The organism is Pseudomonas sp. G1002 (genome assembly GCF_013385455.1).
Classification (GTDB): Bacteria; Pseudomonadota; Gammaproteobacteria; order Pseudomonadales; family Pseudomonadaceae; genus Aquipseudomonas.
This window is the reverse complement of sequence record NZ_JACAPY010000027.1, coordinates 247,517-270,764: the sequence shown is the minus strand read 5'-3', so window position 1 is coordinate 270,764 and position 23,248 is coordinate 247,517. Positions and strand designations below refer to the sequence as shown.

Below are 23,248 nucleotides of genomic sequence, written 5' to 3'. Positions count from 1 at the left end.
GCTTAATGAAGCGCCAAGGGACTTAGGCCTTCCCGGTAATCAACCGGTACTTCTCCATCAGTTGCTCTTCCGTTTCCGGATGAGCCTCGTCCAGCGGAATGCAATCCACCGGGCAAACCTGCTGGCACTGGGGTTCGTCGTAGTGGCCGACACACTGGGTGCACAGGTTGGGGTCGATCACATAGATCTCTTCACCCTGGGAAATGGCAGCGTTCGGGCACTCGGGTTCGCAGACGTCGCAGTTGATGCAATCGTCGGTGATGATCAGGGACATGGAAACTCCTGCCAGGGCTGTCAGCCAAGGCATCTGAAAACTAATGCGCGCAATTGTGCCGCATTGGCGCCCGCAGTGCGAGTCACAGCGATGGACAGTAGGAGCCGGCTTGCCGGCGATGGCGATGGGTCAGTTGCACCGTGGCGCCTGGATCGCTGGCAAGCCAGCTCCTGCAGTCCGGGATTATTTCTTGAAGCGCAGCGTCAGCGCATCCGCCACAGCCGGGTGCACGAACTTGGTGATATCCCCGCCCAACGCCGCGATTTCCCGGACCAACGTCGAGGAAATGAACGAATAACGTTCCGAAGGCGTAAGAAACAGGCTTTCCACGTCCGGCGCCAGTTGGCGGTTCATGTTGGCCAGCTGGAATTCGTATTCGAAGTCCGACACCGCCCGCAGGCCGCGCAGGAACACATTGGCGTTCTGTTCCTTGGCGAAGTGCGCCAGCAGCGTCGAGAAGCCGACCACTTCAACGTTGGGCAGATGCTTGGTGACCTCACGGGCCAGCTCCACGCGCTGTTCCAGGGGAAACAGCGGGTTTTTCTTGGGGCTGGCAGCGACCGCGATAATCACATGGTCGAACAAGCGCGAGGCGCGTTCGACCAGATCGCCATGGCCCTTGGTGATTGGGTCGAAGGTACCTGGGTACAACACTCGGTTCATCGCGTCGTCCTGGCGGAGTCCGTTGGGGAACCGGATGGTATCGCAGCCATCCCGGTCGGCCAAGTCAACTTATTCAGAAGAAAGCACTATAGACACCGCGAATACCCGGTTTTTTCAGGCCGTTTTCAGACGTTCGGCCAATGCCGTCGCCAGTTGCGCCGTCAATCCATACACCGATAACTGCGGGTTAGCGCCAATGCTGGTGGGGAATAGCGAGCCATCGTGGATCGACAAGTTGCGCAGTTGATGATGGCGCCCCAGGCTGTCGGCCACGGCGCTTTTCGGTTCTTCCCCCATCGCGCAACCGCCCATTACATGAGCGCTGCCGAGCCGGGTTCGGTGCAATTCGAGGTTCAACCCGTCGATCATGCTGCGGGCTTCAGCCAAGGTGTTCACGTAGCGCGCATCGCCGTGCAGCGGCATGACCGACTTGGCGCCGCCGGCAAACTGAATCTCCGCCATGCTGTGGAATGCCCGGCGCAGGCCGTCCCAGGCGTAGGGCGAAACCTGATAATCGAGCACCGGTGTGCCATCGCCGCGTAATTCGACTGTGCCACCCGGGCTGTCGGGGTGGAAGCCGTCCCGCAGCAGCGCCAGCATGGCGTGGGTTTTCGGCAGTTGACCCATATCCAGCGCGTTCTGCGTGCCATAGCCGCCAAGCAAGGTACTGGCGAGGCCCGGATGCAGCGGCGGTACTTCGAGCTTGTAGGACATTTTGCCGGTAGTGCCGTCCTGCCATTGGAAGTGATCGGAATAAATCGACTGCGGCGCGCCGTAGAACGGGTTGATCACCTCGTCGAACAACCCGGCGGAAAAATTCACCAGGTGTAAAAAGGTTCGCTTGCCCAGGCGCGAGTGGGGATCGGGTGCGTCCGAGCGCAGCAGCAGCGCCGGGCTGTTGATGCCGCCGCCGGCCAGTACGTAATGCTTGGCTTTGACTGTGATCTTGCGGCCGGTGGGTGCCACGCAATACTGATCCATGGCCACACATTCGAGGCTGGTGATGGTGTCGCCGCTGAACTTCAGGCGTTCGGCGCGGGCCAGGTACAGCAGCTCGCCGCCTTTCTCCAGGGTGGACGGAATGGTGGTCACCAGCATTGATTGCTTGGCGTTGACCGGGCAACCCATGCCGCAATACCCCAGGTTGAAACAGCCGCGCACATTGCGCGGGATCACGTGCCAGCTGTAGCCAAGCTTTTCGCAGCCCTTGCGGATCACGTCATTGTTGGCATTCGGTGGCATGGCCCAAGGCGCGATGCCCAGGCGTTGTTCCATTTTTTCGAACCAGGGCGCCATCTCGGCGCTGCTGTGGCCCTTGACCGCGTATTCGCTGGCCCAGTGGGCGAGGGTCGGGTCCGGGGTGCGGAAGCTGGAGGTCCAGTTGATCAGCGTGGTGCCGCCGACCGCTCGGCCCTGCAGGATGGTGATGGCGCCGTCCTTGCTCATGCGTCCGATGCCTTCCTGGTACAGGGTGGCGTAGGCCTCGTCCTCCAGCAGCTTGAAGTCGTTGCTGGTTTTCAGCGGGCCTTCTTCGATCAACAGCACCTTGTAGCCGGCGGCGCTGAGGATTTCGGCGGTGGTGCCGCCGCCGGCACCGCTGCCGATGATTGCGACGTCGGCTTCCAGGGTCAGGTCCTGGTCGAGGGCGGCGCCATTGTGGGTTTTCCAGCCGCGGGCCATGCCATCGCGGAACAGATCAGGTACGGGCATCAGGGTCGTCTCTTGTTTTTATCGGGATGCGAATCAGATTTTCGGTGGGCCGGGGTAGCCGCAATGCGCCCAGGACTCGGGGCGGAAATACCAGGCCATGATCACCAGTTTGAGCAACGAGCCCTGGCCCATGCGCAGCAGGTTCAGGTAGCTGTTTTCCCAGCGGTGCAGGAAGTTGCGGATCTGCTCGGCGCTGGCGTTTTCCCAACTGCCCCACACGCCGGTCAGGGGCCCACGGGTGATGGCCATGCCCAAGACGTCGAACAGTTGCTGGGTCAGCTTGAACATCTCGGGCGACAGGTGTTGCAGGCTGAAGTCGAGCTTTTTCAGGGTGTCGTCGATGCCGGCCACCACTATCTCGGCGCTGGCCACGCCCTCCAGCAGCACCGGAATCACTGCCCGCAAAAACGGCAGGTCACTGCTGCGCAACATCGCAAAGCCGCTGGCCGGGGTGCTGCTGGAGCAGCCGCTGAGGCTGGCGCCCAGCCCGGCGGTGGCCAGGAAGGCGCTGGCGCACAGGCCGAGTTTCAAGACGCCGCGCCGTGACAGCGCGGGTGATTCAGTCAGGCTAGGGTTCATTCTTATTGTTATCCCGGTGATGGGTTTGTTAGCGGACGAACAGCTTCTGGATCAACTTCTGGATGGATTTGCCATAGGGCGGGTAAATCAGCTTGGCCGCGTTCAGGCGTTGCTTGATCAGCACGCCCTTGGCCTTGCTGAAGGTCAGGAAACCTTCATGGCCGTGGTAATGGCCCATGCCCGACGGGCCGATGCCGCCGAAGGGCATGTCGTCCTGGGCTACGTGCAGCAACGTGTCGTTCAGGCACACGCCGCCGGAATGGGTTTCGTGCAGTACGCGGTTCTGTTCCGCCTTGTCGTAGCCGAAGTAATACAGCGCCAGTGGGCGAGGGCGCTGATTGATGTAGGCAAAGGCCTGGTCGAGGCCGCGATACGGCACGATCGGCAGCACCGGGCCGAAGATTTCGTCCTGCATCACGGTCATCTCGTCGCTGACATTCAGCAGCAGGCTGTGGGCCATGCGGCGGTCCTGGCCCTGGTCGTACAGTGGGACCAGGGTGGCACCCTTGTCGGTGGCGTCTTTCACGTAGCCGTTGAGCCGGGCCAACTGTCGTTCGTTGATGATGGCGGTGTAGTCCGGGTTGTCGGCCAGGGTCGGATAGAACCCGCGGACCGCCTTGCTGTAGGCCTCGACGAAGCCGTCTACACGGTCTTCCGGCACCAGCACATAGTCCGGCGCCACGCAGGTTTGCCCGGCATTCAGCGCCTTGCCGAAGGCGATGCGTTCGGCGGCGTCCTTGAGCGGCACGTCGGCGGAAACAATCGCCGGTGATTTGCCGCCCAGTTCCAGGGTGACCGGCGTCAGGTGTTCGGCCGCCGCGCGCATCACGTGCTTGCCGATGCTGGTGGCGCCGGTGAACAGCAGGTGGTCGAAGCGCAGCTTGGAAAACGCCATGCCCACTTCAGCCTCGCCGAGCACCACGCACACCAGGTCCTCGGGGAAGATCTTCGCCAGCAGCGCCTTGAGCAACTGGCCGGTGGCGGGGGTGGATTCGCTGAGCTTGAGCATCACCCGGTTGCCGGCCGCCAATGCACCCACCAGCGGGCCGATGGCCAGGTACAACGGGTAGTTCCAGGGCACGATCACCCCGACCACACCCAGGGGTTGATAGATGACCTTGGCGGACGCGGGCTGGAAGGCAATGCCTACAGCGCGGCGGGAAGGTTTCATCCAGCCCTTGAGGTGTTTGCTGGCGTAGTGAATGCCATGCAGGCTGGGCATCAGTTCGGCGAACAGGGTTTCGTCGGCGCTGCGGTGGCTGAAATCACTGCTGATGGCGTTGATCAGCGCCTGGCGCTCGTCACTCAACAGCTCGCGCAAGGCCTTGAGCCATTGCTGGCGCTGGGCGGCCGGCGGCATCGGGTTGGCGGCGTAGGCTTGGCGCTGGGCGTCGAACAGTTCCTGGAGCTGGTCCAGCGCCTGGGAATCTTGCAGGTAGGCAACGTTGGCAGACATGGCGAAGTTCCCGATTGTTATTGGAATGCTTCAGTTTTTAGAGTCATTGCTCTAAATTGTCAAATAACATTGCACAACGTGCCGATTTATCCGGACAAGGATAGTCCGTAAGATGCCGCCATCACGGGTCTAGAAGTTGATTTCCCATGGCACCACGAGTAAAGACCAGCGAGCGCATTGTGCAAACCAGCCTGGAGCTGTTTAACCAGCAGGGCGAGCGCAGTGTCAGCACCAACCATATCGCTGCCCATATGGAAATTTCCCCGGGCAACCTGTACTACCACTTCCCCAACAAGCAGGCGATTATCGCAGTGCTGTTTCGTGAGTACGAAGCGTTGGTGGACAGCTTCCTGCGCCCGCCCCAGGGCCGTGCGGTGACCGTGGAAGACAAGCGCTTCTACCTGCAGGCGGTGCTGGCCGGCATGTGGCGCTACCGCTTCCTGCACCGCGACCTCGAACACCTGCTGGAAAGCGACCCGGAGCTGGCCACCGGCTACCGGCGGTTCTCCCAGCGTTGCCTGATCCAGGGCGCAGCCATCTACCAGGGTTTTGTCGATGCCGGCATCCTGAACATGGACCCGGTACAAACCGAAGCCCTGACCCTCAACGCCTGGATCATCCTCACCTCGTGGGTGCGCTTCCTGTGCACCACCAATGAAAAGTCCACGCACCTGAGCGCCGAGGCGATCAAGCGCGGGGTGTATCAGGTGCTGGTGCTGGAAGCCGGGTTTATCACCCCCAAGGCCAAGGACGCGGTGGATGCACTGTTCAAAGAGTTTTACGTGCCGTTGAATCAGGCGCTGGAAGAAGTGAAGTAGGATGTTTCCCGAACGCTAACCTAGCCACAGGAGTCAGTCATGCCGCTTGCCCAACTGATCAGCCCCCAGCAACTGGCCGAGCGCCAGAAGTCCGGCGGGCTGGTAATCCTCGATTGCCGCTTTGCCCTGGAAGACCCGGACTACGGCCTGTGCAGCTACGCCGAAGGGCATATCGAAGGGGCGCAGTATGCCGACCTGGAGCGCCACCTCAGCGGGCCGATAATCAAGGGCGTGACCGGTCGCCATCCGTTGCCGGCGCCGGATGCGTTTATCCGGCAACTGCGGGCATGGGGCGTTAACGCCGACAGCGATATCGTTTTGTATGACGACGGCCCCGGTGCCTATGCCGCCCGTGCCTGGTGGCTGCTGGCCTGGCTGGGCAAGCGCGACGGTGTGTTCATCCTCGATGGCGGCCTGAAAGCCTGGCACGCGGCGGGCTTCCCGTTGAGCCTGGATGCGCCGGTGATCGAGCCCGGCACCTTCAGCGGCACGCCGGACAACCACTTGCAACTGGACGCCGAACACCTGCAGAAACGCCTTGGCCAGCCCGGCCTGACCCTGATCGACGCCCGCGCCCAGCCGCGTTTTCGTGGTGAAGTGGAGCCGATCGACCCGGTTGCCGGGCATATCCCCGGCGCGCAATGTGCCGCATTCAATGAAAACCTGGGCAGCGACGGCCGTTTCCTGCCGGCGGACCAGCTCAAGCAACGCTTCGCCGCCAAGCTGCAAGACCGCTCGCCGGATGACCTGGTGGCCTACTGCGGCTCGGGCGTGACTGCCTGCCACAACCTGTTTGCGCTGTGCCTGGCGGGTTACCCGTTGGGCAAGTTGTACGCGGGGTCGTGGAGCGAGTGGATCACTGATCCAAAGCGGGAAGTTGCAACAGGCGACTGAGGTCTGCCTGACCCGGTCTGATCCAAAGTGTGGGAGCCCCCACATTTTTATCGGCGTTGTGTCAGTAGCCACTCCGGGATTCGCCGTTCCAGGTAGTAAGTTGGCTGTTTCAGTGAGCCGTCCACAAACCCGACATGCCCGCCCTTGGCCAGCAGTTCGAACTCGGTGCAATCCGACAGTTCGCTGGCCTCGGGCAGGCTGTGGGCGAACACGAACGGGTCGTCCGCGGCCTGGATGATCAGGGTTGGTGTGCGAATGCCCCCGAGGTAGTAGCGGCTGGAGGCGCGGCGGTAGTAGTCCTCGGCACTGAGGAACCCGTGCAGCGGCGCGGTGACGCGGCCGTCAAAGTCCCAGAACGTGCGCATCTTCTCCAGCGAGCCCAGGTCGGCGAGGGTTTTCAGGCCTGCCTCGCGGCCATCCTTGAGAAACCGGCTTTGTTTGATGCGGATATAGGCCAGCATTTCGCGCATGAAATGCTTCTGATAAACCCGAGAAAAGCCCAGGCCAATGCGATCGGCGCACTGATCCAGGCGAAACGGTACCGACACGGCGGCCGCGCCTTGCAGCCCGCAGGCTTCGCCGGTTTCGCCCAAGTACTTGAGCAGCACATTGCCGCCCAGTGAATACCCCACCGCATACAGCGGCGCCAACGGGCGCTTGGCCCGCAGGTGAACGATGGTTTCGGCCAGGTCTTCACTGGCGCCGGAATGGTAGCTGCGGGCAAGCAGGTTGGGTTCGCCGGAGCAGCCACGCCAGTTTAGCGCGACGCTGGCCCAGCCTTGGGTTGCGAGGGCATTTTGCAGGCCGGCGACGTAAGGGGAGTTGGACGAGCCGGTCAGCCCGTGCAGTACCAGCACCAGCGGGGTGGTTGCGTCATGGGGCCCATGCCAGTCGAGGTCGAGAAAGTCGCCGTCTGCCAGCCACAGCCGTTCGCGCTGGCGTTCGATGTGCGTGGTTTTGCGCCACAGCGGTCCCCACAACGTTTGCAGGTGCGGGTTGCCGAGGCCGAAGGCGGGGGTAAAGCGGTCGGGCGTTTTTGACACGATGGTTCTCGCGGCAGGTGGCAGAGCGGATGAGCAACCTGTGGAGAGGGAGCTTGCTGTGGCGAGGGAGCTTGCTCCCGCTGGGCCGCGAAGCGGCCCTAAAACCGCCCCCTCAATCTCTCAGAAAACTCGGTCGCCTGCTTTGGGGCTGCTGCGCAGCCCAGCGGGAGCAAGCTCCCTCGCCACAGGGTTAGCTTTGTGTCGTACGTTGCCACAACGCGTAATACACCCGCCCGGATTTCTGCTCGCGGTGCAGGCGCCACGTGCCCGGCAGGCCGAGTGTGGACGGTGCGGTTTCGCTTTCAGTGTAGATCCAGGCATCCGGCGCCAACCACTGACGCTCTTCCAGCAGCGCACATACAGTCGGCAGCAGGTTCTGGTTGAACGGCGGATCAAGAAACACCACGTCAAACTCACGGGCTTCCTGGGTTTCCAGGTAGCGCAACGCATCAGCCGTCTGCACTTGCCCGGTGGTGCAACGCAGGGTGCCCAGGTGTTCCTTGAGGCTGGCGACCGCCACATTGCTGGCATCCAGCGCCTGGCCCAGCGCCGCGCCACGGGACAGCGACTCCAGGAACAGCGCGCCGCTACCCGCGAACGGGTCCAGCACCTTGGCCCCGGCGATATACGGCGCGAGCCAGTTGAACAGGGTTTCACGCACGCGGTCTGGCGTCGGGCGCAGGCCCACGACATCAGGGAAGCTCAGCTTACGGCTGCCCCACTCTCCGCCGATGATGCGCAGTTGGCCCACACCGTTGTGAACGTTGTGGACAGGTTTTTTGGGACGGGATGGACGGGCCATTAATGCTCCGGAACCCCGAGCGGTTGCTCGGCGGGTTTATCAGTGGGGGGCGGTAGTGGCTTTTGCGCAATCGTCGGGCCGGCGGTCACGATGACCATCTTGTCGGCACTCAAATGTTTGTTCAAAGCAGCTTTGACCTGGTCAACGGTCAGCGCCTGGGATTGTTTCATGAAATCTTCCAGGTAGCTCAGCGGCAGGTTGTAGAAACCCATGGCGCCCAGCTGCCCGACGATATCGGCGTTGCTCGCGGTGGACAGCGGGAAGCTGCCGGCCAGTTCGCGCTTGGCGTCATCGAGTTCTTTCTGTGTCGGGCCGGTCTTGAGGTAGTCGGCGAGTACGTCCTGCACCAATCGCAGCGTGCCGGCGCTCATTTCGGCGCGGGTTTGCAGGTTGATCATGAACGGACCGCGTACCTGCATCGGCGAGAAGCCGGAGTATACGCCGTAGGTCAGGCCGCGTTTCTCGCGCACTTCGCTCATCAAACGGGTGCCGAAGCCACCGCCGCCGAGAATCTGGTTACCCAGTGACAGCGCGGCGTAATCCGGGTCGGCACGGTCGATACCCAGTTGCGCCAGCAGCAGGGTTGTCTGCTTGGACGGGAACTCGATGTGCGTGGTGCCAGCCTTGGGCTCGACCGGTTGGGCGATTTTCGCCAGCGCCGGGCCTTTTGGCAGGGACGCGGAAACCTTGGCGGTCATGGCTTCGGCTTCGGCGCGGGTCAGATCGCCGACTACAGAAATCACTGCGTTGCCGGCGGCGTAGGCCTTGGCGTGGAAGTCCTTCAATTGCGCAAGAGTCACCTTCGGCACGCTCTCGGCGTTGCCTTCGCTCGGATGGGCGTAAGGGTGGTCGCCATAGAGCTGCTTGAACAGCTCGATGCTCGCCAGTTTGCCGGGGTTCTGTTTCTGGTACTCGAAGCCCGCCAGCAACTGGTTCTTGATGCGCGCCAGAGAGTCTGCCGGGAAGGTCGGCTTGCCGATCACGTCGTCAAACAGTGACAGGGCGGCGTCACGCTTGTCGCTGGCGCTCAGGCTGCGCAGGGAAACCAGCGCCATGTCGCGGTAGGCGCCATTGCTGAAATCGGCACCCAGGCCGTCGAAACCGGCGGCAATCTGGCTGACGTCCTTGCCCGGCACGCCTTCGTTGAGCATTGCGTTGGTCAACAGCGCCAGGCCTGGTGTTGCGCCGTCCTGGCTGCTGCCGGCGGCGAACAGGATGCGCATGTCGAACATCGGCAGTTCATGGGCTTCGACGAACAGCACCTTGGCGCCTTCGGCGGTGGTCCAGGTTTGCACGTCGAGCTTGCGGTTGGTCGGCGCCTTGTCGTCCAGCTCGGCCAGGGATTGCAGCTTGTTGGCGGACTTGGCCTGCTCCAGCGCCTGGCTGGCGACGGATTCGCTGGGGCGCAGCAAATACACCGCGCAGGCCGCAGCCAAAGTCACCACGATCAGGCCGGGCAGCACCAGGCGGTTGTTTTTACGTTCACTCATGAGCGGTCTCCTCAGGCAAGACATGGGCGACGCTGAGACGTTCGCGGGTGAAATAGGTGCGTGCAGCTTTTTGGATATCTTCGGCGGTGACGCTTTGCAGCTCGGCCAGCTCGGTGTCCATGAGTTTCCAGGACAGGCCCACCGTCTCCAGGGAGCCGATGGCAGTGGCCTGGCTGGTAATCGAGTCGCGCTGGTAAACCACGCCGGCGATGACCTGGGCGCGGATACGCTCCAGTTCTTCAGCGCTCGGTGGCTTGGCCTTCAGCTCATCCAGCAGGCGCCAAAGGCCGGCTTCAGCCTGGGCCACGGTCTTTTTCTTTTGCAGGTTCGGTGTGGCAGTCAGGGTGAACAGGCTGTCACCGCGGGTGTAGGCGTCGTAGCTCGACGAGCCGCCGGACACCAGCTCTTCGCCGCGCTCCAGTTGTGTCGAGATGCGCGCGCTATAGCCGCCGTCCAGCAGGGCCGAGATCAGGCGCAGGGCGTTGACCGAGCGTTTGTCTTCAGCGGTGGCCAGGCTCGGCACGTTGAAACCAAGGATCACGCTCGGCAGTTTGGTCTGTACATGCATAGTCAGCAGGCGTTCACCGGGCTCGGCCAGTTCCAGCGGGATTTTCGCCGGGGGGACGTCGCGCTTGGGGATCGGGCCGAAATAGCGCTGGGCCAGGGTTTTGACTTCATCCGGGGTTACGTCGCCCACCACTACCAGGGTGGCGTTGTTCGGCACGTACCAGGATTGGTACCAGTGGCGCAGCTCTTCAACCTTCATGCGGTCCAGGTCGGCCATCCAGCCGATGGTCGGCGTGTGGTAGCCGCTGGCCGGGTAGGCCATGGCCTTGAAGCGCTCATAGGCCTTGGACATCGGGTTGTCGTCGGTGCGCATCCGGCGCTCTTCCTTGATCACCTCGATCTCGCGGCTGAACTCGTCGGCCGGCAGGCGCAGGCTGGCCATGCGGTCGGCTTCCAGCTCGAAGGCGACACCCAGGCGGTCACGGGCCAGCACTTGGTAGTAAGCGGTGTAGTCGTCGCTGGTGAAGGCGTTTTCTTCGGCACCCAGGTCACGCAGGATCAACGAAGCCTCGCCGGGGCCGACCTTGGCGCTGCCCTTGAACATCATGTGTTCCAGGGCGTGGGACAAACCGGTCTGGCCCGGGGTTTCATAGCTGGAGCCCACCTTGTACCAGACCTGGGAAACCACCACCGGGGCGCGATGGTCTTCGCGCACGACGACCTTGAGGCCGTTGTCCAGGGTGAATTCGTGGGTGGGTTGTGGGTCGGCAGCCAAAGCTGAAAGGGGCAGACAAACTGTGCTGAGCAGCAGGCCTGCGGCGCGGCGGGCTAGAGCATTCATTCGTTTTTAAACCTGTTGGGCTGCCCGCTTGGTCTTAGCGTCGGCGGGCGAGGAGGTGCTAGGATACTGGTCCGACCTAGGGACGGCCACTATGGCTGTCTTGTTAAGGCTCTATTTAGGCCTTACAAAATGTTGCGCATGAACGAGCTGGCTAAAAAACAGTCTGTTACGCATCGAATTTTATTTACCGGCACGCCCCCTGGCGCGTCGCTACCTTGAGATAGCCGTCTCCATGTTTGGTTCCAACGACGACAAGAAGACCCCAGCTGCGGCTGGCGAGAAAAAAGGCCTGTTCGGATGGCTGCGCAAAAAGCCGCAGGAAACCGTCGTCGAACAGCCGCAGGTTCAAGCTGAACCGATCCCCGAATCCATAGTAGAAGCCGAGCCGGTTGCCGAAACCCCGGCCCCGGTGGTGTTGCCGATGGCCGAGCCGGTGTTGCAGCCGGTGGTTGAGCCAGAACCTGCGCCAGAGCCAGAGCACAAGCCATGGCTGGTGTTGCCGGTGGCAGAAGAGCCTGTAGCGCTGGTTGAAGACGAGCAGGCCGAGCATGTGGCGCCGCCGATTCCGGCCCTCGTGGAGCCTGCGCCCGTTGTGGTCCAGGCGCCGCCAGTGGTTGAGGTGCCTGCACCGGTGGTCGCCGAACCTGTTCCGGTCGCCGTCGCCGCGCCAGCAGTCATCGAAGAGCCTGCTGTTCCTGCCGAAACCGGCAAGACCGGTTTCTTCGCCCGCCTCAAGCAAGGCCTGAGCAAGACCAGCGCCAGCATCGGCGAAGGCATGGCCAGCCTGTTTCTCGGCAAAAAGACCATCGATGACGAGCTGCTGGAGGACATCGAAACCCGCCTGCTGACCGCCGACGTGGGCGTCGAAGCCACCGCCGTGATCATCCAGAGCCTGACCCAGAAGGTCGCGCGCAAGCAACTGACCGACGCCGATGCGCTCTACAAGTCGCTGCAGGCCGAGCTGGCCAACATGCTCAAGCCGGTGGAAGCGCCGCTGATCATCGATACGCAGAAAAAGCCGTTTGTGATCCTGGTGGTTGGCGTCAACGGCGCCGGCAAGACCACCACCATCGGCAAGCTGGCGAAGAAGCTGCAACTGGAAGGCAAGAAAGTCATGCTCGCCGCCGGTGACACCTTCCGTGCCGCCGCCGTGGAGCAATTGCAGGTCTGGGGCGAGCGCAACAAGATCCCGGTCATCGCCCAGCACACCGGCGCCGATTCGGCCTCGGTGATCTTCGATGCGGTGCAGGCCGCCAAAGCGCGCAACATTGATGTGCTGATCGCCGATACCGCCGGTCGCCTGCACACCAAAGACAACCTGATGGAAGAGCTGAAGAAAGTTCGCCGCGTCATCGGCAAGCTCGATGCCGACGCGCCCCACGAGGTATTGCTGGTGCTGGACGCCGGTACCGGCCAGAACGCCATCAGCCAGGCCAAACAATTCCACCAGACGGTCCAGCTGACCGGCCTGGCATTGACTAAGCTCGACGGCACGGCCAAGGGCGGTGTGATCTTCGCCCTGGCCAAGCAGTTCGGGTTGCCGATTCGTTACATCGGCGTCGGTGAAGGCATCGACGACCTGCGCACTTTTGAAGCCGAACCCTTTGTACAGGCACTGTTTGCCGAGCGGGAGCGTTCATGATTCGTTTCGAACAGGTCGGTAAACGCTACGCCAACGGGCATGTTGGCTTGCATGAGCTGAGTTTCCGGGTGCGTCGCGGCGAATTCTTGTTTGTGACCGGCCATTCGGGTGCCGGTAAAAGTACCTTGTTGCGCCTGCTGCTGGCCATGGAGCGCCCAACCACCGGCAAACTGCTGCTGGCGGGCCAGGACCTGGCAACCATCAGCAACGCACAGATTCCATTCCTGCGTCGCCAGATCGGCGTGGTGTTCCAGAACCACCAGTTGCTGTTCGATCGCACGGTGTTCAACAACATCGCCTTGCCGTTGCAGATTCTCGGTCTGTCCAAGGCCGAAATCGTCAAGCGCGTGGATTCGGCCCTGGAGCGCGTGGCGCTGTCGGACAAGACCGACCTGTACCCGGGCGACCTGTCCACCGGCCAGCAACAGCGCGTCGGCATCGCCCGCGCCATCGTCCATCGCCCGGCCTTGCTGCTGGCGGACGAACCCACCGGTAACCTCGACCCGCGCCTGGCCGCAGAAATCATGGGCGTGTTCGAAGACATCAACCGCCTGGGCACCAGCGTGCTGATCGCCAGTCACGACCTGGCGCTGATCGCCCGCATGCGCCACCGCATGCTGACCCTGCAACGCGGCCGCCTGATCGGTGACGGGGAGGCTGGGGTATGAGTGCAACACGCAGCCCGAAGGTTTCCGAGCGCGTCGCGCCAAAGGCGGCCGACCCGCAGCCACAGAAGAAAAAACGCGACGAAGACGATGGCCCGGATTTCGGCACCCTGGTGCATGCCTGGATCGAAAGCCACCGTGCCAGCCTGGTAGACAGCCTGCGCCGCCTCGGCAAGCAGCCGATCGGCAGCTTTTTTACCTGCCTGGTCATGGCCGTGGCCTTGAGCCTGCCCATGGGCTTGTCATTGCTGCTGAACAATGTCGAGCGCCTTGGCGGTTCGTGGCAGCGGGCGGCGCAGATTTCCCTGTACCTGAACCTGGATGCCAGCGCCCAGGACGGTGAGTCCCTGCGCGACCAGATCAAGGGCATTCCGGGTGTGGCCGAGGCTGAGTACATCAGCCGCGATCAAGCCCTGGAAGAGTTCCAGCAACAGTCCGGCCTGGGCGAGGCGCTCAAGGAGTTGCCGCAAAACCCGCTGCCGGGCGTGGTGCTGGTCACCCCGAACGAGGTCGACAAGACCACCCTGGAAGCCCTGCGACAAAAACTCGCAGAGCTGCCGAAGGTCCAACAGGCACAACTTGATCTAGTCTGGGTAGAGCGGTTGGCCGCGATTCTCAAGCTGGGCGACCGGTTTGTGTTCGGCCTGACGGTGTTGCTGGTGTCTGCATTACTTTTGGTGATAGGCAATACCATTCGTCTTCATATTGAAAACCGCCGCACCGAGATAGAAGTGATTAAACTCGTCGGCGGCACGGACAGCTATGTGCGTCGGCCTTTTCTGTACATGGGCGCGCTGTATGGCTTCGGTGCGGGAATTTTGTCCTGGGGCGTACTGGCTTTTGGCCTGAACTGGCTGAACGATGCGGTGGTGGGGCTTGCCGGTTTGTACGGCAGCGATTTTGCCCTGGCCGGCGTGCCGGCAGCCGATGGTCTGTCATTGTTGCTTGGGGCAGTGCTCTTGGGGTATATCGGTGCTTGGATTGCGGTCGCACGGCATTTACGTGAGCTGGCACCGAAGTAGTTAATGTCAGGGTAATGTGGTTTCGTTTGTATTGACCGTATCAGTGGTTTAGGGAACTTGTCCTACGGTTCCCGGTCAATTTTCGCAGTGCTGAACTGCACGAGTTATGTGAGTCGGAGGTTTTTTCGTATGACCACTTCTTTGCAACCTGCTTATGCTCTGGTCCCGGGTGCGAACCTGGAGGCCTATGTGCACACGGTCAACAGCATTCCATTGCTGACGCCCGAGCAGGAGCGTGAACTGGCCGAGAGTCTCTACTATGAGCAGGATTTGGGGGCGGCTCGGCAGATGGTGCTCGCCCACCTGCGTTTTGTCGTACATATCGCCCGTAGCTATAGCGGCTACGGCCTGGCCCAGGCTGACCTGATTCAGGAAGGCAACGTTGGCCTGATGAAAGCCGTGAAGCGCTTCAACCCGGAAATGGGTGTGCGCCTGGTGTCGTTTGCTGTGCACTGGATCAAGGCGGAAATTCACGAATTCATCCTGCGCAACTGGCGCATCGTGAAAGTCGCGACCACCAAGGCCCAGCGCAAACTGTTCTTCAACCTGCGCAGCCAGAAGAAACGCCTGGCGTGGCTGAACAACGAAGAAGTGCATCGCGTGGCCGAAAGCCTCGGCGTAGAGCCACGTGAAGTGCGCGAGATGGAAAGTCGCCTGACCGGCCATGACATGGCCTTCGACCCGGCCGCCGAAGCGGACGACGACAGCGCCTTCCAATCGCCGGCCAACTATCTGGAAGACCACCGGTACGACCCGGCGCGTCAGCTGGAAGATGCCGACTGGAGCGACAACTCCAATCACAACCTGCACGAAGCGCTGGAAGTGCTGGACGACCGCAGCCGTGACATTCTCTACCAGCGCTGGTTGGCAGAAGAAAAAGCCACGCTGCACGACCTGGCGCAGAAGTACAACGTGTCGGCCGAGCGGATTCGTCAGCTCGAGAAGAGTGCGATGAACAAGCTGAAACTGTCGATCGCCGCCTGACACAGGTAGCTAGGACAGCGCGATCGAAATGTGGGAGCGGGCTTGCTCGCGAAGGCGGTGGATCAGTCACCTAAAGTATTGACTGGCACACCGCTTTCGCGAGCAAGCCCGCTCCCACTTTTGTTTTGTGGTGGGTCAGTCAGCCCAAGGCGCCTTGCGCGAGTTGTTCAGCTCATTCAAATAGCTGTCGCCACCCAACTGACTCATCTGCTGCCGCATCCACGCCGCCCGTCGCGCGACATACGACGTTGGATGGCTGGCACTCCACACCCGCGGGTTAGGCAACACCGCCGCCAGGTAGCTGGCCTGCTGGCGGGTCAGCGCCTTGGCGCTCACGCCAAAGTGATGCCGCGCCGCCGCTTCGGCGCCGAACACGCCTTCATCCCACTCCACGCTGTTGAGGTACACCTCAAGAATTCGCTGCTTGGGCCAGAGAATCTCAATCAGCCCGGTAAACCAGGCTTCCAGGCCCTTGCGGAAATAGCTGCGGCCGGTCCACAAAAACAGATTCTTCGACACCTGCTGGCTCAAGGTGCTGGCGCCGCGAATCGAACCGCCGCGCTCGTTATGCAGCAACGCCGCCTGGATCGCGTCGAAATCAAAACCCCAATGTTGCGGGAAGCGCTGGTCTTCGCCGGCCATCACCGCCACTTTCAGTTCGTCGGAGATCTGATCCCACGGCACCCACGTGCGCTGTACGTCAATCGGCTCGCCGTCGACCCAGGACTCGACCTTGCGCTCAACCATCAGCGCAGTGCCCGGTGGTGGCACGAAACGGAACAGCAGCACCAGCAGCACGCTGCCGATGGCAAACCACTTGAGGGCTTTGAGAAAACGCTTGAAGAGGAGACGCAGCATAGAGATGGCTTGGCCGAACCCGTTGAGCGGGCCATTATACAGACCCTGCCCCCTGAGTCTGACTGGAGTTCCTCATGTTGCGTGGCTTTCTGATGCTGGCTGCCTTTTTCGGTTTCACCGGCGTCGCCCTGGGTGCGTTTGCCGCCCACGGCCTGAAAAACCGCCTGAGCGCCGAGTACCTGGCGATTTTCCACACCGGCGTGACCTACCAGTTGGTGCACACCCTGGCGCTGTTCGGCGTGGCACTGTTGGCGGCGCACATCCCGGGCAGGCTGGTGACGTGGGCGGGTGTGTCTTTTGCCGTGGGCATCCTGCTGTTCTCCGGCAGCCTGTATGTGCTGACCATGACCGGCGTCAGCAAGCTCGGCATCATCACCCCGTTTGGTGGCCTGGCGTTCCTGCTGGGCTGGTTCTTCCTCGGTTTGGCGGCGTGGCGTCTACAGGCTGCCTGACCAAGGGGCTTGGGCCAGCAACGTCAATCACGCTAGAATGCTGGCCCCTAAAAACGATGGCGGCCCGTGGCATGCGCATTCAGTTGAACGGCGAACCCTTTGAACTGCCCGACGGTGAAACCGTTGCGGCCCTGCTGACCCGTCTGGACTTGACCGGACGCCGCGTCGCAGTGGAGCTCAATCTGGATATCGTCCCGCGTAGCCAGCACGTCGAGACCGCGCTCACCGAGGGTGACCAGGTCGAAGTGGTCCACGCCATCGGCGGCGGCTAGCCGTCCGGCGCTCCAGGGCGCCAACCCGCATTCTGCAGAACCTCACCCCAACTCGAGGATTTCCCATGAGCATCGTTCGTAGCGACAAGCCTTTCGTCCTGGCCGGTCGTACCTTCCAGTCGCGTCTGCTGGTCGGCACCGGCAAGTACCGCGACATGGAAGAAACCCGCCTGGCCATCGAAGCCTCGGGCGCCGAGATCGTTACTTTCGCCGTGCGCCGCACCAACCTCGGCCAGATCGAGGGCGAGCCGAACCTGCTCGAAGTGCTGTCGCCGGATCGCTACACCTTCCTGCCGAACACCGCCGGTTGCTACGACGCCATCGAAGCCGTGCGCACCTGCCGCCTGGCCCGTGAGCTGCTCGACGGCCACAACCTGGTGAAGCTGGAAGTGCTGGCCGACCAGAAAACCCTGTTCCCCAACGTGATCGAAACCCTCAAGGCCGCCGAGACCCTGGTCAAGGAAGGCTTCGACGTGATGGTCTACACCAGCGACGACCCGATCATCGCCCGCCAACTGGCCGAAATCGGCTGCATCGCGGTGATGCCGCTGGCCGGTCTGATCGGTTCCGGCCTGGGTATCTGCAATCCGTACAACCTGCAGATCATCCTTGAAGAAGCCAAGATCCCGGTGCTGGTGGATGCGGGCGTGGGCACTGCCTCCGACGCCACCATCGCCATGGAACTGGGTTGCGATGCGGTGCTGATGAACTCGGCCATCGCCCATGCCCAGCAGCCGATCATGATGGCCGAAGCTATGCAACACGCAATCGTCGCCGGCCGCCTGGCGTACCTCGCCGGGCGCATGCCGAAAAAACTTTACGCCAGCGCCTCCTCGCCGCTGGATGGTCTGATCAAGTAAGAGCCATTGATGACTGAATCAAACGAAACGCCGAACACCCTGGAAGAAGGCGACGAGTCCAAGCACCGCCGCATCAAGAGTTTTGTGATGCGCGCCGGTCGCATGACCGAGGGCCAGCAAAAGGGCCTGGAGCAGGGCACGCCGCTGTTCGTCCTGCCGCTGGCAGACGCGCCGGTGGATTACGACCAGGTGTTTGGCCGCTCGGCACCACGCTCCCTGGAGATTGGCTTCGGCATGGGCCATTCCCTGCTGGAAATGGCCGCGGCTTCGCCGGAGCAGGATTTTATCGGGGTTGAAGTACACCGTCCGGGTGTTGGCGCGCTGCTGAACGGCGTGCTGACTCAGGGCCTGACCAACCTGCGGGTCTACGACTGCGACGCGATCGAAGTGCTCAACCGCTGCATCGCCGACAACAGCCTCGACCGCCTGATGCTGTTCTTCCCGGACCCATGGCACAAGAGCCGCCACCACAAGCGCCGCATCGTCCAGGCTTCCTTCGCGGAACTGGTGCGCAGCAAGCTGAAAGTGGGCGGCATCCTGCACATGGCCACCGACTGGGAACCGTATGCCGAGTACATGCTGGAAGTGATGAACGTCGCCCCTGGCTACCGCAACCTGGCGGAAGACGGCAAATGCGTCCCGCGCCCGGCCGAGCGGCCGATCACCAAGTTCGAACGTCGCGGCGAGCGACTCGGGCATGGGGTTTGGGATTTGAAGTTCGAGAAAGTGGACTGATAAGTCCCAGGCTTGAAATGCAGTAAAAAATGTGGGAGCGGGCTTGCTCGCGAATGCGGTAGATCAGTCGACATTTACGCTGACTGACACACCGCATTCGCGAGCAAGTCCGCTCCCACATTTGTTTTGTGCCGCGCTTAAGGTCAGCGGCGATCCGCCACCACCCCAATCAACACCAGCACCACCAACAACACCGGCGCCAGGCTGTAGTTGTTGAACTGGCTCAACCCGCGAACAATCCACGGCGTGGCATAGATCAGTGCTGCACCGCTGCCGATCATGCACACCAGCGCCATCAGCGGCACGCGCAGCGCACCCGCGATGCTGCCCAGCCGTGCTTCGACCCAGCCCTTGATGTCGGCGCCAAACAGCACCAGCAGGCAGCCTACCAACGCCAGGGAGATTTCCGACAGGTTGCTACGGCTCCAGCGGGATACGGTGGCGAGCAGGTCGAGTACCAGATCCATTTGATTTCCTTAAGAGCAATCAGCTCAAAAACTTCTGCAGCAGGTCATTGAGAAAGAGTTGCCCGCGGTCGGTGGCCGCCAGGCGTGACGGTTCGACCTGCATCAGGCCACTTTGTTCTGCCTCGCGGCGAGCTTCATCGAGGCTGGCCAGTTCGAGGCCGGTACGCTCGGCGTAAAGCCTGGCTTCGACGCCGTCGGTGAGGCGCAGGGCGTTCATCAGGAACTCGAACGGTAACTCTTCGTTGGTCAGTTCTTTCGCGCCGGCCTGGTAGTTTTTCGCCGGGTTGAGGTAGTCCTTCGGTGCCCGGGTTTTCCAGGTGCGCACGATGCGCCCATCCGGATGGCTGAGCTTGCCGTGGGCACCGGCGCCGATGCCGATAAAATCGCCAAAGCTCCAGTAGTTCAGGTTATGTCGCGCCGGCCGGCCCGGTTGGGCGTAGGCCGAGACTTCGTACTGGGCGTAACCGTGTTCGGCGAGCAGCGCCTGGCCGGCTTCCTGGATGTCCCACAGGGTGTCGTCTTCCGGCAGCACGGGCGGCTGGTTCCAGAACACGGTGTTGGGTTCCAGGGTCAGTTGATACCAGGACAGATGCGTGGGCTTGAGGGCAATGGCCTGGCGCAGGTCGCCCAGGGCGTCCTCCAGGGACTGATCGGGCAAACCGTGCATCAAGTCCAGGTTGAAGTTGTCGAACCCGGCCTGGCGCGCCATGCCGGCGGCACGCACGGCTTCGTCACCGTTGTGGATGCGGCCCAGGGCTTCGAGTTTTTCCTGCTGGAAACTCTGGATGCCAATCGACAGCCGATTGATCCCCAGCTTGCGGTACGCCACGAACTTCTCTTGCTCGAAGGTACCGGGGTTGGCTTCCAGGGTGATCTCGATATCGCCGGCAAACGGGATGCGCGCTTCCACGCCCTTGAGCAACCGGCCCAGGGCAACGGCGCTGAACAGGCTTGGGGTGCCGCCGCCGAAAAAGATCGAACTCAGCTCACGGCCGTACACCGCGTGCAGGTCCTGATCGAGGTCGGCCAGCAACGCGTCGACGTACTCTTCCTCCGGCAGCACCTTGCTGGCGGTGTGGGAGTTGAAGTCGCAATAGGGGCATTTGCGCACGCACCACGGGATGTGGATATACAGCGCCAGGGGCGGCAGGTGAGGCAGGGCCGCCCGAGGTGTTTGCGCGCCACCGAGAATCAGTGGCTGCGCGGAGGTGTTCTGAGTCATTTCATGCCCAGGCGCTGGCGCAGCAAATCCATTGCGCGGGCGCGGTGGCTGATCTGGTTCTTGTCGGCCGGGCTCAATTCGGCGCTGGAGACATTGCGCTCCGGCACCCAGAACAACGGGTCATAACCGAAACCGTGCTCGCCGCTGGCCGCATGCAGGATGCGCCCGTGCCACAAGCCTTCGCAGAGGATCGGCAATGGATCATCGGCGTGACGCACCAGGGCCAGCACGCAGACGAACTGCGCGCCGCGCATCGCGTCGGGCACGTCCTTGAGGGCGTCCAGCAGCTTGGCGTTGTTGGCCGCATCGCCTTTACCGTCGGCGTAACGTGCCGAGTAGATGCCGGGCGCGCCGCCCAGGAAGTCCACGGCCAGGCCAGAATCGTCAGCCAGTGCCGGCAGGCCGGAAATACGCGCGGCGTTGCGGGCCTTGAGGATGGCGTTCTCGACAAACGACAGGCCGGTCTCTTCCGGCTCTACCTGGCTGAACTCGCCAATCGAGCGCAGTTGCACCGAGTCGCCGAGCATGGCCTGGAGTTCTTTGAGCTTGCCGGCGTTATGGCTGGCCAGTACGAGTTGAGTAAGGTTCATCATTGCGCCGGAAACAGTTCCTGGTTGAAACTGAAACCGTGGGCTTTGCCACCGGTTTCAACGTTGATGGTGAAAATCTTGGTTTCCTGCTGCGGCACCGGGTACTGGGCGACGTAAAGCGTAGAACCTTTCTGGGTGATTTTCTTGAACGTCAGCATCTCGCTCTTGCCGCCCAGGTCCTTGATTGTGCCGGTAACGGTGGCGTCTATCGATTCGACGCCCTTGTTTACGAACACATTGATCATGCCCAGCTCTTTGCTGCGTACGATCCCGGCTTCCTGAGCCATTTCCGGCGTCAGGAAGCTGGTGGTCAGGGTGTTGTAGTGCACCGTGATATCGCCGAATTCTTTCTGACGATTACCATCGATAACATCCGCCGCCATAGCGCTGACGCTCAGGCACGCGGTGAGTAGAAAAACAGCCAGGCGACTCATGATCGTCCTCCTTGAAAATGGTTAGACGGCAATCTGGTGGTCCGTCAGGCCCGGGCTGCTGACCCGGTAGATCCCGATCTCACCCAGCAGGTTGGGCCATAGCTTACTCGCCCAGCCGTGACGATGCTGTTGATCGACGGCAAGGCGGTTGATGACTTTGGCTTCGCGCTCGCCGCACAGCGCTTCGAAGTCTTCAAAGGTGCAGAAGTGGATGTTGGGCGTGTTGTACCAGGTGTACGGCAGGAAGTCCGACACCGGCATGCGGCCCTTGGTGGCCAGGTACCAGCGGCAGCGCCAGTGGCCGAAATTGGGGAAAGTAATGATGCACTGGCGGCCGACGCGCAACATTTCGTCGAGGATCCGGTCCGGGTAGTGCACGGCTTGCAGGGCCTGGGTCATGACCACGATGTCGAAGCTGTTGCTGGCAAAGTTGCCGAGGCCCTTGTCCAGGTCCTGCTCGATCACGTTGATGCCCTTGGCCACGCACTGGGCGATGTTGTCCGGGTCGTTTTCCAGGCCATAGCCGGTGACTTGCTTGTTGTCGCGCAGCCAGCTCAGCAGTTCGCCATCGCCGCAACCCAGGTCGAGCACGCGGCTGCCGGCGGGGATCCAGTCTTGGATGATTTCCAGGTCGGCTCTCATGGCGTTCTCACAGTGCTATTCGATTCATGTAGTTGCTGAAGGCCTGCAGGTAGCGCGGGATCGGGATCAGGAAGGCGTCGTGGCCTTGCGGTGCGTCGATCTCCAGGTAGCAGACGTCTTTCTTGGCGGCCATCAGCGCATCCACCAATTCCCGCGAGCGGGCCGGGGAGAAGCGCCAGTCGGTGGTGAACGACATCACGCAGAACTTGGCGGTGGCCGCCTCGAAGGTGCGCGCCAGGTCATCGTCGAAATTCGCCGCCGGGTCGAAGTAGTCCAGGGCCTTGGTCATCAGCAGGTAGGTGTTGGCGTCGAAACGCCCGGAAAACTCCTCGCCCTGATAACGCAGGTAGCTCTCGACCTGGAATTCGACGCTGTGGAAGTCGTAGTTGAGCTTCTCGCTCTTGAGGCCACGGCCGAATTTCTCGCCCATGGAGTCATCCGACAGGTAGGTGATGTGCCCGACCATGCGCGCGAGCATCAGCCCGCGCTTGGGGATCACGCCCGCTTCCTGGAACGAACCGCCGTGGAACTCGGGGTCGGTCAGGATCGCCTGGCGCGCCACTTCGTTGAAGGCGATGTTCTGCGCCGACAGCTTGGGGGCCGAGGCGATGGCCAGGCAATGGCGCACGCGGTCCGGGTAGGTGATGGTCCATTGCAGGGCCTGCATGCCGCCCAGGCTGCCGCCGATCACGGCGGCCCATTGGGCGATGCCCAGTACGTCGGCCAGGCGCGCCTGGCTGTGCACCCAGTCTTCCACGGTCAGCACCGGGAAATCGGCGCCAAACGGCTTGCCGGTTTCCGGGTTGAGGCTGCTGGGGCCGGTGGAGCCGTTGCAGCCGCCGAGGTTGTTCAGGCTGACCACGAAGAACTTGTTGGTGTCGATGGGCTTGCCGGGGCCGATGCAGCTGTCCCACCAGCCGGGCTTGCGCTCGTCCATGCTGTGGAAACCCGCAGCGTGGTGGTGGCCGGACAGGGCGTGGCAGATCAGCACGGCGTTGCTGGCCGTAGCGTTCAGTTGGCCGTAGGTTTCATAGATCAGGTCGTAGGCGGGCAGCGAACGGCCGCAGGCCAGGGCCAGCGGTTCGCTGAAGTGCGCCACTTGGGGCACGACCAGTCCAACAGAATCGGGGGGGAAGGCAGTTGGCATCGACCCTGCTCTCGTTTAAATGAGGCGTAAGTCTAAAGACCGCTGCACCCAGCGGCAAGCAAAGGCCAGCGGCTGGTGTTTTTAAGGCTTTTTGTGGCGAGGAAGCTTGCTCCCGCTGGAGCGCGAAGCGGTCCCGGTCCGGTTGCCGCGATTTTGCATATGCAACGCGGTCGGCCGTT

The 23,248-nt window shown here is 62.1% G+C and carries 26 protein-coding genes; 10 read left to right on the top strand and 16 right to left on the bottom strand.

Translation table 11 applies throughout. The features are described from left to right. Positions 1–22: 22 nt before the first annotated feature. From HX801_RS15500 to HX801_RS15480, 5 genes are all read right to left on the bottom strand, one after another. Positions 23–274, bottom strand: a complete 252-nt coding sequence (locus tag HX801_RS15500; protein WP_003213796.1) for a YfhL family 4Fe-4S dicluster ferredoxin — start codon at positions 272–274, stop codon at positions 23–25. Positions 275–457: 183 nt separating this feature from the next. After that, on the bottom strand, positions 458–937 hold the full coding sequence (gene coaD, locus HX801_RS15495; RefSeq protein WP_003176711.1) for a pantetheine-phosphate adenylyltransferase: 480 nt from the start codon (positions 935–937) through the stop codon (positions 458–460). 114 nt (positions 938–1,051) lie between these two features. Next, positions 1,052–2,647, bottom strand: a complete 1,596-nt coding sequence (locus HX801_RS15490; RefSeq protein WP_177022337.1) for a GMC family oxidoreductase — start codon at positions 2,645–2,647, stop codon at positions 1,052–1,054. Between the two features lie 33 nt (positions 2,648–2,680). Beyond that, complete coding sequence (locus HX801_RS15485) at positions 2,681–3,226, bottom strand: hypothetical protein (protein WP_003213794.1); 546 nt, start codon at positions 3,224–3,226, stop codon at positions 2,681–2,683. Positions 3,227–3,254: 28 nt separating this feature from the next. Further along, positions 3,255–4,682, bottom strand: a complete 1,428-nt coding sequence (locus tag HX801_RS15480; protein ID WP_134327473.1) for a coniferyl aldehyde dehydrogenase — start codon at positions 4,680–4,682, stop codon at positions 3,255–3,257. Positions 4,683–4,828: 146 nt separating this feature from the next. Here HX801_RS15480 and HX801_RS15475 point away from each other — a divergent pair, with 146 nt between their 5' ends. Beyond that, positions 4,829–5,500 (top strand): TetR/AcrR family transcriptional regulator, encoded by a 672-nt coding sequence (locus HX801_RS15475; RefSeq protein WP_003213791.1) that lies wholly within the window; start codon positions 4,829–4,831, stop codon positions 5,498–5,500. A gap of 39 nt (positions 5,501–5,539) precedes the next feature. Continuing rightward, on the top strand, positions 5,540–6,394 hold the full coding sequence (locus tag HX801_RS15470; RefSeq protein WP_087693253.1) for a sulfurtransferase: 855 nt from the start codon (positions 5,540–5,542) through the stop codon (positions 6,392–6,394). Between the two features lie 47 nt (positions 6,395–6,441). Here the strand turns inward: HX801_RS15470 and HX801_RS15465 are convergent, their stop codons facing one another. From HX801_RS15465 to HX801_RS15450, 4 genes are all read right to left on the bottom strand, one after another. Further along, positions 6,442–7,437, bottom strand: coding sequence for a hydrolase (locus HX801_RS15465; RefSeq protein WP_177022336.1), 996 nt, complete (start codon positions 7,435–7,437; stop codon positions 6,442–6,444). Between the two features lie 190 nt (positions 7,438–7,627). Continuing rightward, positions 7,628–8,239, bottom strand: a complete 612-nt coding sequence (rsmD, locus tag HX801_RS15460; RefSeq protein ID WP_063026488.1) for a 16S rRNA (guanine(966)-N(2))-methyltransferase RsmD — start codon at positions 8,237–8,239, stop codon at positions 7,628–7,630. Further along, on the bottom strand, positions 8,239–9,729 hold the full coding sequence (locus HX801_RS15455) for a pitrilysin family protein (RefSeq protein ID WP_003213787.1): 1,491 nt from the start codon (positions 9,727–9,729) through the stop codon (positions 8,239–8,241). Before HX801_RS15455 ends, rsmD begins: the two co-directional genes overlap by 1 nt. Continuing rightward, a complete protein-coding gene (locus HX801_RS15450; protein ID WP_003213786.1) occupies positions 9,722–11,077 on the bottom strand; it encodes a pitrilysin family protein in 1,356 nt (451 codons plus the stop codon). The genes HX801_RS15455 and HX801_RS15450 overlap by 8 nt, the downstream gene beginning before the upstream one ends. Positions 11,078–11,309: 232 nt before the next feature. Between HX801_RS15450 and ftsY the strand changes: the two genes are divergently transcribed. From ftsY to rpoH, 4 genes are all read left to right on the top strand, one after another. Further along, positions 11,310–12,719, top strand: coding sequence for a signal recognition particle-docking protein FtsY (gene ftsY, locus HX801_RS15445; RefSeq protein WP_177022335.1), 1,410 nt, complete (start codon positions 11,310–11,312; stop codon positions 12,717–12,719). Then, complete coding sequence (ftsE, locus tag HX801_RS15440; protein WP_003213784.1) at positions 12,716–13,387, top strand: cell division ATP-binding protein FtsE; 672 nt, start codon at positions 12,716–12,718, stop codon at positions 13,385–13,387. Before ftsY ends, ftsE begins: the two co-directional genes overlap by 4 nt. Continuing rightward, complete coding sequence (gene ftsX, locus HX801_RS15435) at positions 13,384–14,406, top strand: permease-like cell division protein FtsX (RefSeq protein ID WP_003213783.1); 1,023 nt, start codon at positions 13,384–13,386, stop codon at positions 14,404–14,406. The genes ftsE and ftsX overlap by 4 nt, the downstream gene beginning before the upstream one ends. A gap of 129 nt (positions 14,407–14,535) precedes the next feature. Continuing rightward, positions 14,536–15,390, top strand: a complete 855-nt coding sequence (gene rpoH, locus HX801_RS15430) for an RNA polymerase sigma factor RpoH (protein WP_003176698.1) — start codon at positions 14,536–14,538, stop codon at positions 15,388–15,390. A gap of 135 nt (positions 15,391–15,525) precedes the next feature. On the opposite strand, the gene mtgA is transcribed toward rpoH, so the two are convergent. Beyond that, positions 15,526–16,248 (bottom strand): monofunctional biosynthetic peptidoglycan transglycosylase, encoded by a 723-nt coding sequence (gene mtgA / locus HX801_RS15425; protein WP_177022334.1) that lies wholly within the window; start codon positions 16,246–16,248, stop codon positions 15,526–15,528. 74 nt (positions 16,249–16,322) lie between these two features. Between mtgA and HX801_RS15420 the strand changes: the two genes are divergently transcribed. The 4 genes from HX801_RS15420 to trmB all read left to right on the top strand — a co-directional run bounded on the left by HX801_RS15420 (position 16,323) and on the right by trmB (position 18,567). Further along, entirely contained in the window at positions 16,323–16,700 is a 378-nt protein-coding gene (locus HX801_RS15420) for a DUF423 domain-containing protein (protein WP_177022333.1), read from the top strand. A gap of 71 nt (positions 16,701–16,771) precedes the next feature. Continuing rightward, a complete protein-coding gene (gene thiS / locus HX801_RS15415) occupies positions 16,772–16,972 on the top strand; it encodes a sulfur carrier protein ThiS (protein ID WP_177022332.1) in 201 nt (66 codons plus the stop codon). Between the two features lie 65 nt (positions 16,973–17,037). Then, positions 17,038–17,832, top strand: coding sequence for a thiazole synthase (locus HX801_RS15410; protein ID WP_093204048.1), 795 nt, complete (start codon positions 17,038–17,040; stop codon positions 17,830–17,832). 9 nt (positions 17,833–17,841) lie between these two features. Beyond that, on the top strand, positions 17,842–18,567 hold the full coding sequence (trmB, locus tag HX801_RS15405) for a tRNA (guanosine(46)-N7)-methyltransferase TrmB (protein ID WP_003213778.1): 726 nt from the start codon (positions 17,842–17,844) through the stop codon (positions 18,565–18,567). A 143-nt stretch (positions 18,568–18,710) separates the two neighbouring features. On the opposite strand, the gene HX801_RS15400 is transcribed toward trmB, so the two are convergent. The 6 genes from HX801_RS15400 to HX801_RS15375 are packed head-to-tail and all read right to left on the bottom strand — an operon-like array spanning position 18,711 to position 23,069. Next, the gene (locus HX801_RS15400) at positions 18,711–19,034 is read right to left on the bottom strand and encodes a DUF3392 domain-containing protein (RefSeq protein WP_003213776.1); all 324 of its coding nucleotides are present in this window, start codon (positions 19,032–19,034) and stop codon (positions 18,711–18,713) included. Positions 19,035–19,053: 19 nt separating this feature from the next. Further along, positions 19,054–20,256 carry a radical SAM family heme chaperone HemW gene (gene hemW, locus HX801_RS15395; protein WP_256343980.1) on the bottom strand — a complete coding sequence of 401 codons (1,203 nt, stop codon included), beginning with the start codon at positions 20,254–20,256 and terminating at the stop codon, positions 19,054–19,056. Next, the gene (gene rdgB / locus HX801_RS15390) at positions 20,253–20,849 is read right to left on the bottom strand and encodes an RdgB/HAM1 family non-canonical purine NTP pyrophosphatase (protein ID WP_177022331.1); all 597 of its coding nucleotides are present in this window, start codon (positions 20,847–20,849) and stop codon (positions 20,253–20,255) included. The genes hemW and rdgB overlap by 4 nt, the downstream gene beginning before the upstream one ends. Beyond that, complete coding sequence (locus HX801_RS15385) at positions 20,846–21,280, bottom strand: DUF4426 domain-containing protein (protein WP_003213770.1); 435 nt, start codon at positions 21,278–21,280, stop codon at positions 20,846–20,848. Before HX801_RS15385 ends, rdgB begins: the two co-directional genes overlap by 4 nt. Positions 21,281–21,301: 21 nt before the next feature. Further along, positions 21,302–21,922 (bottom strand): methionine biosynthesis protein MetW, encoded by a 621-nt coding sequence (gene metW, locus HX801_RS15380; protein WP_003213768.1) that lies wholly within the window; start codon positions 21,920–21,922, stop codon positions 21,302–21,304. Positions 21,923–21,929: 7 nt separating this feature from the next. Further along, positions 21,930–23,069, bottom strand: a complete 1,140-nt coding sequence (locus HX801_RS15375) for a homoserine O-acetyltransferase (RefSeq protein WP_008434158.1) — start codon at positions 23,067–23,069, stop codon at positions 21,930–21,932. Positions 23,070–23,248: the final 179 nt, after the last annotated feature.

Coding starts and splice junctions, on each gene's coding strand:
- HX801_RS15500 (WP_003213796.1), bottom strand. CDS start 274: ATGTCCCTGATCATCACCGACGATTGCATCAACTGCGACGTCTGCGAA.
- coaD (WP_003176711.1), bottom strand. CDS start 937: ATGAACCGAGTGTTGTACCCAGGTACCTTCGACCCAATCACCAAGGGC.
- HX801_RS15490 (WP_177022337.1), bottom strand. CDS start 2,647: ATGCCCGTACCTGATCTGTTCCGCGATGGCATGGCCCGCGGCTGGAAA.
- HX801_RS15485 (WP_003213794.1), bottom strand. CDS start 3,226: ATGAACCCTAGCCTGACTGAATCACCCGCGCTGTCACGGCGCGGCGTC.
- HX801_RS15480 (WP_134327473.1), bottom strand. CDS start 4,682: ATGTCTGCCAACGTTGCCTACCTGCAAGATTCCCAGGCGCTGGACCAG.
- HX801_RS15475 (WP_003213791.1), top strand. CDS start 4,829: ATGGCACCACGAGTAAAGACCAGCGAGCGCATTGTGCAAACCAGCCTG.
- HX801_RS15470 (WP_087693253.1), top strand. CDS start 5,540: ATGCCGCTTGCCCAACTGATCAGCCCCCAGCAACTGGCCGAGCGCCAG.
- rsmD (WP_063026488.1), bottom strand. CDS start 8,239: ATGGCCCGTCCATCCCGTCCCAAAAAACCTGTCCACAACGTTCACAAC.
- HX801_RS15455 (WP_003213787.1), bottom strand. CDS start 9,729: ATGAGTGAACGTAAAAACAACCGCCTGGTGCTGCCCGGCCTGATCGTG.
- HX801_RS15450 (WP_003213786.1), bottom strand. CDS start 11,077: ATGAATGCTCTAGCCCGCCGCGCCGCAGGCCTGCTGCTCAGCACAGTT.
- ftsY (WP_177022335.1), top strand. CDS start 11,310: ATGTTTGGTTCCAACGACGACAAGAAGACCCCAGCTGCGGCTGGCGAG.
- ftsE (WP_003213784.1), top strand. CDS start 12,716: ATGATTCGTTTCGAACAGGTCGGTAAACGCTACGCCAACGGGCATGTT.
- ftsX (WP_003213783.1), top strand. CDS start 13,384: ATGAGTGCAACACGCAGCCCGAAGGTTTCCGAGCGCGTCGCGCCAAAG.
- rpoH (WP_003176698.1), top strand. CDS start 14,536: ATGACCACTTCTTTGCAACCTGCTTATGCTCTGGTCCCGGGTGCGAAC.
- mtgA (WP_177022334.1), bottom strand. CDS start 16,248: ATGCTGCGTCTCCTCTTCAAGCGTTTTCTCAAAGCCCTCAAGTGGTTT.
- HX801_RS15420 (WP_177022333.1), top strand. CDS start 16,323: ATGTTGCGTGGCTTTCTGATGCTGGCTGCCTTTTTCGGTTTCACCGGC.
- thiS (WP_177022332.1), top strand. CDS start 16,772: ATGCGCATTCAGTTGAACGGCGAACCCTTTGAACTGCCCGACGGTGAA.
- HX801_RS15410 (WP_093204048.1), top strand. CDS start 17,038: ATGAGCATCGTTCGTAGCGACAAGCCTTTCGTCCTGGCCGGTCGTACC.
- trmB (WP_003213778.1), top strand. CDS start 17,842: ATGACTGAATCAAACGAAACGCCGAACACCCTGGAAGAAGGCGACGAG.
- HX801_RS15400 (WP_003213776.1), bottom strand. CDS start 19,034: ATGGATCTGGTACTCGACCTGCTCGCCACCGTATCCCGCTGGAGCCGT.
- hemW (WP_256343980.1), bottom strand. CDS start 20,256: ATGACTCAGAACACCTCCGCGCAGCCACTGATTCTCGGTGGCGCGCAA.
- rdgB (WP_177022331.1), bottom strand. CDS start 20,849: ATGATGAACCTTACTCAACTCGTACTGGCCAGCCATAACGCCGGCAAG.
- HX801_RS15385 (WP_003213770.1), bottom strand. CDS start 21,280: ATGAGTCGCCTGGCTGTTTTTCTACTCACCGCGTGCCTGAGCGTCAGC.
- metW (WP_003213768.1), bottom strand. CDS start 21,922: ATGAGAGCCGACCTGGAAATCATCCAAGACTGGATCCCCGCCGGCAGC.
- HX801_RS15375 (WP_008434158.1), bottom strand. CDS start 23,069: ATGCCAACTGCCTTCCCCCCCGATTCTGTTGGACTGGTCGTGCCCCAA.